Genomic DNA, 12,551 nt, shown 5'->3' on the forward strand with positions numbered 1-12,551 from the left:
AAAGCTTATACCAAAACGTTAGCGAAAACTAAAATTTTTCTTCCAAAACAACTTTCAAACAACCGTAACATTTTTGTATCTTGCTCCACTGCTTATGATACAATTTATATTAAATAATCAACTAATTAAAACATCTGCACATGCAGGTATAACATTACTTGATTTTATTCGAGATTACAAACAATTAAAAGGTACAAAAATAGGATGTAGAGAGGGCGATTGTGGAGCTTGTACAGTTTTAGTTGGAGAATTAAAAGACAATAAAGTAACCTACCAAAGTAATACATCATGTATTTCTCCTTTAGGAAATGCGAATGGTAAACATATTGTTACTGTTGAAGGAATTAATCTTCCTAATGAATTAAATACGGTACAAAAAGCCATGACCGATAACTATGCTACCCAATGTGGCTTTTGTACTCCTGGTTTTGTGGTTTCTATGACTGGTTATGCTTTAGAAAATAATAAAGGAACCACTTGTAACGATGCTATTAGTGGAAATATTTGTAGATGTACAGGATATAAATCCATAGAAAAAGCTGGATTAGCGGTTGAAGAAAAACTACAAAACAAAGATGACAATCATCAAATAGCTTGGTTAATCAAAGAAGGTTTTGTTCCGAATTATTTTGACACTATTCCAGATAGGTTAGTACAACTTCAACCTAAAGCTTTTGAAAAAACAGGAGTTAAAGTGGCTAATGGTACTGATGTATATGTGCGCTATGCCGACCAAATGGCAGAAGAGGATGTACATTTATTAACCGATCAAAATGCACTAAAAGGTATTTCTTTTTCAGAAGGAGTATGCACTTTAGGAGTAAATACTACGGTTACTGAAATAGCAGAAAATAAAAGGTTACAAACTGTGTTTCCAAAACTAAATCAGTTTTTAAAATTAGTTTCTTCAGAACAAATTAGAAACATGGGAACTATTGGAGGTAATTTTGTAAACGCTTCTCCAATTGGAGATATGTCTATTTTCTTTTTAGCTTTAAACGCTACCTTGACTATTCAAAAAGAAGATGGAAGCCAAAGACAAATTCCTTTCCAAGCCTTCCATCAAAATTATAAAGTATACGATTTACAAGATGATGAGATTTTAAAAGAAATTTCTTTTAAAGTACCTCAATCAAACGATAAATTCAACTTTGAAAAAGTAAGTAAACGTACACATTTAGATATTGCCAGTGTAAATGCTGCTGGAAGAATAACATCTGAAAACAATATAATTTCTGACGCCCATTTTTCTGTAGGAGGTGTGGCCGCTGTTCCTAAATACTTAACTAAAACCAATGAATTCCTTATTGGAAAAATGATCAATTCTGAAACGGTTAAAAAGGCAGAAGCAATTTTACAATCAGAGATTTCACCAATTAGCGATGTTCGAGGTGCTTCAGAATACAAACGTTTGTTAGCAAAACAATTGTTCTTTGCACACTTTATCGAATTATTTCCAAAGCAAGTTGAACTTAAAAAATTGATGGCCTAATGAAAACAATGAAGAATATTGACAGTTTTACACATGTTCGAGGAGAGTCATTGTTTGTTGATGATTTAATGCTACGTCAAGACACCTTATTTGGATTGGTATTTGATTCGCCAAAAGCACATGGAAAAATAACATCGGTAGACTATTCTAAGGCAGAAGCTTTAGAAGGAGTTGTAAAGATATTTACCTACAAAGACGTTTTAGGAGAAAACCAAATTGGAGGAATTATTCCTGATGAACCTCTTTGGGCAGAAGATGAAGTACATTTCTGGGGACAACCTATTGCCTTTATCGTTGCAGAAAGTGAAGCTATTGCCAAAAAAGCAAGAACTTTAATTAGTATCGATATTGAAGAACTTCCTGTAATTACTACTGCAAAACAAGCGAAAGAAAAGCAAAGTTTTATCAATGCTCCACGTTCTTTTAAACTAGGAGATGCTACTACGGAATTTACGAATTGCGATTATGTATTTGAAGGAGAAACTTTTTCAAACGGACAAGAGCATTTATACCTTGAAACGCAAGGATGTTACGCAGTACCTCAAGAGAACGGCAACATCAAATTAACCTCATCTACTCAAGGACCAACGGCTGTTCAAAAAACAGCTGCTAAGGTATTAGGAATACCAATGCATAAAATTGAAGTAGATGTAATTCGTTTAGGTGGTGGTTTTGGTGGAAAAGAAGATCAAGCAACGCCTTGGGCAGTAATGACTGCGGTTGCTGTACAACACCTAAATCGCCCTGTGAAATATATGTTGAATCGACATGATGATTTACGAATGACTGGAAAGCGTCATCCATATTCATCGTTCTATAAAATCGGTTTAACCAAAGATTTAAAAATAAAAGCTTTTGAAGTAGAGTTTTTACAAAACTCTGGAGCAGCAGCAGATTTATCTCCTGCAATTGCCGAGCGAACTTTATTTCATGCTACTAATAGTTATTTTATTCCTAATGTAAGTACTACGGTATATAGCTGTAAAACAAACTTACCTCCTAATACCGCTTTCCGTGGATTTGGAGGTCCGCAAGGAATGTTTGTTATAGAAAGTGCTATTGCAAATGCTGCAGCGCAAATTGGAATTAATAGACGAGAAATTCAAGAAGCTAATTTATTAGCAGAAAATGACGAATTTTCGTACGGACAAATCGCTACAGAAGTACAAGCTCAAAAAGCTTGGTTCTCTGCCAAAGAGCAATTTGAATTTGAAAAATTAGAACAAGAAGTAGCTCAATTCAACCAAGAAAATGAATTATTTAAAAAAGGAATTTCTTTAATGCCTATCGCATTCGGAATTTCTTTTACAAATACACCAATGAACCATGCCAGAGCCCTAATACACATCTATCAAGATGGTAGTGTAGGTGTGTCTACAGGAGCTGTTGAAATGGGACAAAGTGTAAACACAAAAATGTTACAAGTAGCTCAATCGGTTTTAGGTATTTCTGCAAACAAAGTAAAACTAGAAACTACCAATACTACCCGTGTTGCCAACACCTCTCCTACTGCAGCTAGTTCTACTGCCGATTTAAATGGTAAGGCTGTTGAAATTGCTTGTAACTCATTAATTGAAAGATTAACTACTGTTGCTGCAGACATGCTTTCTACACAAGAAAGTAATATTTCTTTTAAAGAAGATGCTGTTTTTGTAGATAACACTAAAACAGATATTACTTGGGAAGTACTTATTGCAGAAGCGATGCTACGTCGTGTAGCTTTATCTGAAAATGCGCATTACGCAACTCCAATCATTCATTTCGATAAAACCAAAGAAAAAGGACATCCTTTTGCCTATCATGTATACGGTACAGCAATTACAACAGTAACGGTTGATTGTATTCGTGGGAACTATGAAATAGACAGTGTGAAGATTGTACATGACTTTGGAAAATCAATGAATATCGGAATTGATGTTGGTCAAGTAGAAGGAGCTTTAGCACAAGGTATTGGTTGGATGACGATGGAAGAGATTGCCTATAATGATGATGGACGTTTATTATCAAATGCTCTATCAACCTATAAAGTTCCTGATATCTTTTCTGCACCTAAAACAATAGATACCATTCCATTAGAAACAGAAGGGAATCCTTTAGCTATTCAAAAATCGAAAGCTGTGGGAGAGCCTCCATTAATGTATGGTATTGGAGCTTATTTTGCCATTCAACAAGCGGTTAAAGAATTTAATCCGAATTATAAATTAAAATTCCATGCACCTTTTACTCCTGAAAAAGTGTTGATGGGATTGTACGAGAAATAGGAAAGTTATCAAACTACAATACACGCGACATAATATAATTAGAGGTGCTATTATTTATAGTACTGGTGATACCATTGCTTCATTGTTATTAAACGAATTTTCTATCTATAGATTACTCGGAATGATACTTATTGGAGCAACGGTATATGCTTTTGAAATCCCCAATTATTTTGCTTGGATTGATCGAAAAACAGGTAGTTTAAATGGTATTCAAAAAACATTGGCTAAAACAGGATTGGCAATTGCTTATTTCAATCCGTTATGGATATTCAGGCATTTAGCTTTTATTAAACTATTTTCTGGAAATTACGAGCAAATAAATAGCGGATTACTATTAGTTGCCCTTTGGTCTTTTTTAGCAAATATTCCTATTTCGTTTATAGCGAATTTTATCATTCAAAATAAAATAAAACTAGATTGGCGCTTTTTAGCCAGTGCAATATTCTCTGCACTAATGGCTATTTACTACGCCCTAAGTGAAACAATTTTTAATTAACTTGTCATTACGAATGGACACTGAGCGTAGTCGAAGTGGAAATGAAGTAATCTCTTTATTGATAAGATTGCTTCGTCATACTTCCTCGCAATGACAATTGTATAACAATAATGAAATTCTGGCAATACATACACGATAAACTTCAACAACAACAAAAAGTATTTGTTTTAACAGTAATTGAAAACTTTGGGAGTTCACCAGGGCGCAAAGGTTTTAAAATGTTAATTGCTGAAGACGGATTTATATATGGTTCTGTAGGTGGTGGTATTATGGAATTTGCTTTGGTAGAAGAAGCTAAGGAATTATTAAAACAAGACAACTCTCCTCCTTTTATCAAAAAACAAATTCATAAAGGAAACATCAAAGATGGATCAGGAATGATTTGTTCTGGAGAACAAACGGTGGCTTTTCATTGCTTAAACAAGCACGATATTTCTGTTGTTGAGAGCCTTATTACTTGTTTAAAAAATGGAACAAAAGGAACACTATCTTTAACTCCGAACACTTTTGATTTTAGTACAGCCCAAATCTCTGCACAATTTGAATATCAAATAAACAACAAAGAAGATTGGTTTTTTAAAGAACATATCGGATTTAAAGAAACCCTTTATATTGTAGGTGGCGGACATGTTGGAGTAGCCGTTTCAGAGCTTTTTGTGAAGTTAGGGTTTTATGTTGTTGTTTTTGATAATAGAGAAAACCTCAACACTTTAGAAAATAACCAAACTGCTCATAAAAAATTGGTGATTGACTATAACGATATTGAAAACCATATTGAAGTTTCTTCAAGCAGTTATGTAGCCATTATGACCAATAAGTATACCGATGATAAATTGGTATTAAGTAAATTAATACATCATAACTATGGTTTCTTAGGTGTTTTGGGTAGTAAGGCTAAATTACATATCATGTGGGAAGTTTTACAAAACGAAGGTGTTACGCGAACGCAATTAGAAAAAGTACATGCGCCTATTGGACTCTCTATAAAAAGTGAAACTCCAGAAGAAATTGCGGTTAGTATTGCTGCTCAGGTTATTCAGGTAAAGAACAAGATAAAATCTTAAACTACTTCTATTATAACAAAAATCCTTTATCTTAAAAAACAAAGGATAAATAGTTATTTTTAGTCGTATAACAACAAATTATAGCTAATTAAAACAAGTGTATGAAAAAAAGAATATTAATAACAGGTGGATTTGGTAAAATAGCTCAATACTTCGTGAAAAAATTTTGCGATAATTATGAGATAACCGTTGCTGATATTGTTATTAAAGAAGAAATTTACCCTGAAAACATTAAAATTATAAAAGCTGACCTAACGGATTTAGAGGTGTGTAATAATTTATGCATAGGAATAGATACAATTATACATTTAGCAGGAATTGCTAATCCAGATTCTAGTTTTAACGAAGTACTAAATGCAAATATAATTGCCTCTAAAAATATTTTTGAGGCTGCCACTAAAGCAAATTGTAAAAGAGTAATTTATGCTAGTAGTGCTCAAACTATAGAAAGCTATTCAGAAGACATTCAAATTAACAAGAATATGCCCGTAAGACCTAAAAATCTCTACGGAGTTTCTAAATGTTTTGGAGAAGCATTAGGGGCTTACTATGCTTTTCAAGAGAATATTTCTGTAATATGCTTAAGGATTGGAGCATATGAATTTCCCAATGACTTTACAGAAATGAACGCTAGAGATTTAAGTGCATTTCTTCATCCAGATGATTGTAATCAATTATTAGATAAATGTATTAAAACAGAAAATTTGAAATACGAAATTCTAAATGCAATATCAAATAATAGATATAAAAGACTAGATATTACAGAGACAATTGAAAAAGTTGGCTATAACCCAAAAGCAAATGCATTTGATTTGTTTAAGCTGAAAGCAGAATAACTAATCAATTAATTGCCTTAAAATTGTCTTATCAACAACTCATAATCTAGAGCTCATCAAAAAAATAAAACTATAAAAAAATTACTTTACATATTATTCCTGGTTAGCTTTACTATTAAAGCTCAAAATATTTTGTTTGTTGGTAATAGCTTAACGTATTCTAATAATATGCCTGAGATATTAGAATATATTGCTAAACAAAATGGAGTTCAACTTAAAACAACTAGTCTATGTTTTCCTAACTATGCAATTATTGATCATTTAGATAGTGGAAAACTTCAAAAATTATTAGAAAAACAATCTTTTGATTATATAATTATTCAGCAAGGTCCGTCTTCGCAACCTCTAGGTAAACAAATGCTTTTAAACGATGGAGCTAAAGTGAAAAAGCTTTGTGATAAATACAATAGTAAACTAGGATACTATATGGTTTGGCCATCTGTACAGTATTATTATACTTTTGAAAAGGTTATCGAAAACCACATCTTAGCTGCGCAAAAAAATAATGCGTTATTATTTCCTGTAGGAGTTATTTGGAAAGATTATAACACTCACAAAGACAAGGAATCTTTATATAGTTATGATGACTTTCATCCTTCTATAGCAGGAAGCTTTTTAGCTGCTCTTACAATATTTCACACTTTATATCCAGAAAAAAATCTTCAACAATTACAATTTAAAAAGTATTCCAATTGGGTAACCGATGAAGATTCTTTTAATTTAATTATCCGTTTGATTGAAAAAAACTAAGCTAAAGTTATTTCATACATTGTTTTAATACTTTTTCTGCTCTATTAACATCAAACCTTGGGTAATACTTAATATCAATTTTTTCTTTTTTCCCTAAATCAATCGCCTTTTGAATACTCTTACAAAACGGTTTGGTAGACTGACCGAAAAAGCGTGCTGCTCCCATATCAGATTCTGCTTTACTTAAAATTACACGCGGATTTTCTGGTGCCAACTCAAAAGCTTTTTTATACAAAGCCGCATTTTTCATAGACATGCTCATTCCGTATTTTTGTCCATCAAAAGCCATATAAGCCACATTTAATAAGGCTTGACGAATTAATATTTCTGGATTATTTGGAGATAATGAATTTGCCGCGTCTAGAAACTTCTGTGCTTTCGTTAACTTAGCTATTAATTTAGGTTCTTCTTTAATTTTAAAAGCATCAATAATTTCTATAGTAGCAGCATAATATGGTGGTAACCAATTTTCTTTTTCGGCATTAGCAATTCGTTCAAATAACTGACTTGCCTTTGTGGTCTTATTAGCTCCCCAAAGCTCAAATGCTTTATTCATTCCTTTGTCATACTGTGTTTGTGCCGATACTTGTATTGTAAAAACAAATACAATGAATGTGATAACTTTTTTCATTTTTTAATTGATTTTAGGCATTACATATCTATTAAAGTAATCTGTATTTTTTAAGACTACTCTGCAAATTGTTCAGAAAACCGAACAAATTAATTGTAATAATGAGTGATTAAATTATGTTAGTTTACATTGATTGCTAATTCTATGTTTTTATCTACTAAAAACTTAGCATCCTTATATTTTGGAGGCCCCATAAAACCTTTAGCATCGTTAGATATCCCTACTGGTTCTTTAGGTATTCCGAATATTCTAGTATCCATTTTTTTATTATTATTTTCATCATGAAATGCAGATATTGCATATACTCCAGATGGAATATCTTTAAAAACAACTGTTGCTTTTTTATCTTTAACAGATACAATATCTCCTTTAAAATCTTTCTTTAAAAAAGTTTCTTTACTATCATATAACGCCACATAAAGTTTTCCTTTATCAGATTCCATTCCAGAAAAATTAACTGTAATTGTATGTTTATCTTGCCCAACAGCACATAATACTGTCGTTGTAAAAAGAATAAGTGTTAGTGCTAGTTTTTGCATAATTGTTATTTTTTATTGTTGGTTCAAATATCTTTCAATTTATTATTAGTCCATCAAAAAACAAACCGAGTTGTTATTTTTTAATGACGAATTGTTAAAAGTTTATCTATTTCTTTAAGTACTTTTTTAGTTTCTATTTTAAGTGCATTTAAATGACCTACTTCTGAAACAAAAAATGCTTTTGGTTTTTGTGCATTTGTAAACACAATTTCAGATTGCTTTATTGGTATTGATCTATCTACCTTACCATGAATAATAAGTTTTGGAATGTTTTTGATTTCTTTAATTTCTGTTTTAGAAGGATACATATTCCCCAATGCTTTGTTTATATACACATGAACATTCTTTGGCGCATATAGTTTAGCTACATCTGCAAACGATGCAAAACCTCCATCTAAAATTAATGCATCTACTTCATCTTGATGTTTATTTGTAAAATGAGTTGCGATTTGGCATCCTAATGAAGCTCCATAAACCAACAACTTAGAGTCTTTAATTAGTTTATTTTCTTTCATTTTTGAAAATACAATCTCAATATCTTCGACAATATTAATATGTGTTGATTTTCCTGATGATTTTCCGTACCCTCTAAAATCTACAGCATATACTTGATAATTATTTGCTACCAAAGGCTCTATCATATACATGTATGTAGAAATATTTCCTCCAGCTCCATGAAAAAACAAGACCGTTGCCTTTGGTGTTGATTTGGGTTGAAAAAATACCGTATGAATTATGTCTTTTTCAACAGGAATAAATTCTTCTGAATATGGAATTTTCACTTCTCTCCATTCTTTTTTGGGGAAATAGAATTTCTCTTCAAATTGCGCTTTCGATTGAGTCACTATTCCTAATAAAAACAGTGTCAATATAATTTTAAATACTTTCATTGTAACTTATTTTATAAATTATTAAGCTGATTGTCTTTTTTATTATCACTAATTGTCCAGAAAAAGCCTACAAAAAAGAATCTATCTGCTGCTGGAGTAATCGCTTGTCTTTCAAACATTCCGTTAGGGTTGGGGGTATTTTTATAGTTATAACCAAATACGTTCTCGGTACCTAAGACATTGTTTACAGAGAAATACAAAATCTTTTGCTGGCTCAATAAATAAGCCCAATTTAAACTAACCGAATTGTAGTTTTTAGTCTGTTCGTTTAAAAATCCGTTGATATCTTTATTCGGATTTGTATAATTTCTCCCCGAAGCAAAATTGTAGCTAAAACCTACTTGACTTTTCCAAGATTTAATAAAATGCTTTGCTACTACCGATAAATTATGAGTGTTTGCAAAATTTGGAGTTGCTTTAACGGGATAGTTTCTATAATCTCTCTCAGTATCTAAGTATGAATATGAAATCCAATAATCGGTATTTTTAATATTCTTATTATCTCTCCAAAAAACATCTACTCCTTTTGCAAATCCACTTCCTAAATTCGAATAAACTGATGTTGGCAATGGCATTTCAGTATTAAACTTTACTAAATCATTATACTTCTTATAATAGGCTTCAATCCTAAAAATTTGTTTGTTTTTTACATATTGATAATTAGCAATATAATGCGATGTATTAGGTGCAGTAAAATCTTTATAAAACTTCAAAAATTCATTATTCGGATTTTGGTAAAAACGTCCGTATGCTAAAGAAACCTGTGAACTCTCTCCTGTTTTATATGACAATGATGCTCTTGGAGATATTGTAAACTCATCTAATAATTCTGAATATTCTGCTCTCACTCCTATTTTAGATGCTAATTTTTTAGAGAAGAAAATATCTGTTTCTACATAACTCGCCGCTAAATTATTATTGAAATTATAATTAAATGCTCCATTAGAATTGTTATTAAAATCTTCATTGAAATTGGTTATAAAATATTCTCCACCAAAGCTTAATTTAAATCTATTCGAAAACCTTTTCTTAACAGCTACTTTAATATGTGCAGAGTTTTCGTTATCTACTACTTCATCATTTTCAATATTTATATTAGAATGATCGTTTGTAAAACTTAGTCCAGTAGCTATTTTCCAACCATTACCCAGATTATTTTTATAAGAACCATTTAGGTATAAATTTCTGTTTTCTAAACCAAATCGAAATCCGTTACTAAAGTTGATATTTTCTTGAATCAAATCGAAATCAGTATAACTAAAAGCTCCGTAAATTTTTAATAACGATTCATCTTTAAATTTAAATCTATACACAGCTTCTCCATTCAAAGATTGAATAGGATCTTTCCACGTATTTCTATCAGGAAACAATTCTAAATATGGAGCTAGATTAATATAAGAAGCATTTACACTTAATGAATTTTTACCGAACATTTGAGTATTTCCAACTCCTACTCCAACAGTCATAAACTGTAAATCGGTTTTCTCTTGGATAGGTTCATCAATAGTATTTAACAAAATTACACTCGACAATGCTTGACCATATTCAGCTGAATACCCTCCTGTTGAGAATGTAATTCCTTTGAATAAAAATGGTGAATATCTACCTCTAGATGGTATATTATTTGTTGTTGGTGTATAAGGAGTAAACACTCGTATTCCATCAATAAAAAATTGAGTTTCATTCGCTTCACCACCTCTTACAAACATTCGTCCATCTTCTGCTACTGTCGATGTTCCTGGTAATGTTTGTAAAGCCCCTACAAAATCGCCTAAAGCACTTGCTGTAGTAACAACATCTAAAGGTTTTAATGCGGTTACCTTTGCATTATCACCAGCTTCAAAAGTACCTGCGTTAATCGTTACAGCATCTAACGTATTTACATCTTCTCTCAGTTTAATTTTTAAATCATTTAATGCTGATATTTTAGCTGTTTTACGAAAGGTTTCAAAAGAAATAAATGAAACTACTAATGTCTGCGTTCCGTTTTCTGTAGTTTGAAAAGAAAAAGCTCCTTTTGCATTTGTAGAAGCTCCGTCGTAGGTTCCGTCTAAATAAACATTGGTTCCTTCAATAGGATTTCCTTTTGTATCGGTAACTATTCCAGAGACTGTAGTTTGTGCTATTGAGAAGAAACTGGTTAGTATAAGTAGAATGCTAAGTATGGTTTTCATGAGTGTGTTTTTTTCGTTTTGATGATACAAAGGTGCTTTCATCCCTCGATTTTTTCTAAAAAGAAATACTCAACTGTTCAATTTCAAAGACGAATTGTAACTAGTACAAAAAAACATAGATTCAGTTTCTTTCTCTTGTCAATTATTGCTTTCATGTTTACAAATCTTGCTATTTTCAACAGAAAACTCATTATTAAAAAGCAGTAAAAGTTGTATTTTTACAGCAATTAAACACCTAATATGTCACACGACTTAAGCCATCATAGAAAATCTTACGAAAAGCAAGAACTCTTAGAACAAAACTGTCCTGAGAATCCTATTGAATTATTTAGAGATTGGTTTTTTAATGCTGATGAATCAGAAATGGTAGATGAAGCTAATGCAATGACCATTTCTTCAATCGGATTAGATGGATTTCCAAAAAGTAGAGTCGTATTATTAAAAAAATACACTTGGGAAGGGTTTATTTTTTACACCAATTATAATTCAGAAAAAGGAAAAGCAATTCAAGCAAATAACAATGTTTGTTTATCGTTTTTTTGGGCAGGATTAGAACAACAAATCATTATAAAAGGAATTGCAGAAAAAGTACCCGAAAATATTTCTGATGGATATTTTGAATCGCGACCTGATGGTAGTAAATTAGGTGCTTGGGCTTCAAATCAAAGTGAAGTTGTGAGTTCTAGAGATGAATTAGATACAGCTTTAATCAACGCTGAACAACAATTTGAAGGTAAAGAAATTATACGCCCTAATCATTGGGGTGGTTTTATTGTAAAACCTGTTTCTATTGAGTTTTGGCAAGGTCGCCCAAATCGAATGCACGATAGAATTCGATATAGTTTACAAAAAGATTTTTCATGGAAAATTGAACGATTAGCTCCGTAATTTTTTATATTTACACAACGTTTGATAGTATAAATGAAAACACTTTATATAGTTCGTCACGCCAAATCATCGTGGAAATACGAAAGCGTAAAAGACATTGACAGACCTTTAAAAGAAAGAGGTATTAACGATGCGCATTTAATCTCTAAGTTTTTAGCGAAGAACATTAAACGTCCAGATGTTTTTGTTTCAAGTAGTGCTAACAGAGCCTTACACACTGCAGTAATCTTTTGCGAAAACTTTGGCTACCCTCTTGCCAACCTACAAATTAACAGACAATTATACAGTTTTAGCGATGGTTACTTAGTAAAAACTGTAAAAGCTTTAGATGATAATTTTGATAGCGCTATTATCTTTAGTCACGATCATGGTATCAATACTTTTGTTAACAAGTTTGGTAACAAACCTATTGCACACGTAACTACTTGTGGTGTTATTGGAATTCAATTTGACGAAAAACACTGGAAAAACATAAAAAAAGGAAATACCATTTTAACCGAATTTCCTAAAAACCATAAATAATTTAACAC

Annotated in this window: 12 protein-coding genes; 8 read left to right on the top strand and 4 right to left on the bottom strand. The window is 31.6% G+C overall.

Annotated elements, in window-relative coordinates; all coding sequences use genetic code 11:
- Positions 1-94 precede the first annotated feature (94 nt).
- The 6 genes from WH52_RS06590 to WH52_RS06615 all read left to right on the top strand — a co-directional run bounded on the left by WH52_RS06590 (position 95) and on the right by WH52_RS06615 (position 6,899).
- Positions 95-1,492 (top strand): FAD binding domain-containing protein, encoded by a 1,398-nt coding sequence (locus WH52_RS06590; protein WP_086030148.1) that lies wholly within the window; start codon positions 95-97, stop codon positions 1,490-1,492.
- Entirely contained in the window at positions 1,492-3,753 is a 2,262-nt protein-coding gene (locus WH52_RS06595) for a xanthine dehydrogenase molybdopterin binding subunit (RefSeq protein WP_198938392.1), read from the top strand. Before WH52_RS06590 ends, WH52_RS06595 begins: the two co-directional genes overlap by 1 nt.
- Positions 3,754-3,874: 121 nt before the next feature.
- Positions 3,875-4,249: a hypothetical protein gene (locus WH52_RS06600; protein WP_198938393.1), complete on the top strand. Its 375-nt coding sequence runs from the start codon at positions 3,875-3,877 to the stop codon at positions 4,247-4,249.
- Between the two features lie 110 nt (positions 4,250-4,359).
- Entirely contained in the window at positions 4,360-5,313 is a 954-nt protein-coding gene (locus WH52_RS06605) for an XdhC family protein (protein ID WP_086030150.1), read from the top strand.
- Positions 5,314-5,414: 101 nt separating this feature from the next.
- Entirely contained in the window at positions 5,415-6,149 is a 735-nt protein-coding gene (locus WH52_RS06610; protein ID WP_086030151.1) for an NAD-dependent epimerase/dehydratase family protein, read from the top strand.
- Positions 6,150-6,317: 168 nt separating this feature from the next.
- On the top strand, positions 6,318-6,899 hold the full coding sequence (locus WH52_RS06615) for an SGNH/GDSL hydrolase family protein (RefSeq protein ID WP_198938394.1): 582 nt from the start codon (positions 6,318-6,320) through the stop codon (positions 6,897-6,899).
- Positions 6,900-6,906: 7 nt separating this feature from the next.
- Here WH52_RS06615 and WH52_RS06620 read toward each other — a convergent pair whose 3' ends face one another.
- From WH52_RS06620 to WH52_RS06635, 4 genes are all read right to left on the bottom strand, one after another.
- Complete coding sequence (locus WH52_RS06620) at positions 6,907-7,530, bottom strand: hypothetical protein (protein WP_086030152.1); 624 nt, start codon at positions 7,528-7,530, stop codon at positions 6,907-6,909.
- A 119-nt stretch (positions 7,531-7,649) separates the two neighbouring features.
- Positions 7,650-8,069: a DUF2141 domain-containing protein gene (locus WH52_RS06625; protein ID WP_086030153.1), complete on the bottom strand. Its 420-nt coding sequence runs from the start codon at positions 8,067-8,069 to the stop codon at positions 7,650-7,652.
- Between the two features lie 80 nt (positions 8,070-8,149).
- On the bottom strand, positions 8,150-8,959 hold the full coding sequence (locus tag WH52_RS06630) for an alpha/beta hydrolase (RefSeq protein WP_086030154.1): 810 nt from the start codon (positions 8,957-8,959) through the stop codon (positions 8,150-8,152).
- Between the two features lie 11 nt (positions 8,960-8,970).
- Positions 8,971-11,133 carry a TonB-dependent receptor gene (locus WH52_RS06635; RefSeq protein WP_086030327.1) on the bottom strand — a complete coding sequence of 721 codons (2,163 nt, stop codon included), beginning with the start codon at positions 11,131-11,133 and terminating at the stop codon, positions 8,971-8,973.
- Positions 11,134-11,373: 240 nt separating this feature from the next.
- On the opposite strand from WH52_RS06635, the gene pdxH reads away from it, so the two are divergent.
- Together pdxH and WH52_RS06645 are read left to right on the top strand one after the other, a co-directional pair.
- A complete protein-coding gene (gene pdxH / locus WH52_RS06640) occupies positions 11,374-12,021 on the top strand; it encodes a pyridoxamine 5'-phosphate oxidase (protein WP_086030155.1) in 648 nt (215 codons plus the stop codon).
- A gap of 33 nt (positions 12,022-12,054) precedes the next feature.
- Positions 12,055-12,543: a SixA phosphatase family protein gene (locus tag WH52_RS06645; protein ID WP_086030156.1), complete on the top strand. Its 489-nt coding sequence runs from the start codon at positions 12,055-12,057 to the stop codon at positions 12,541-12,543.
- The last annotated feature ends 8 nt before the right edge of the window (positions 12,544-12,551 follow it).

The sequence above is a fragment of the Tenacibaculum holothuriorum genome, from assembly GCF_002120225.1.
GTDB lineage: Bacteria > Bacteroidota > Bacteroidia > Flavobacteriales > Flavobacteriaceae > Polaribacter > Polaribacter holothuriorum.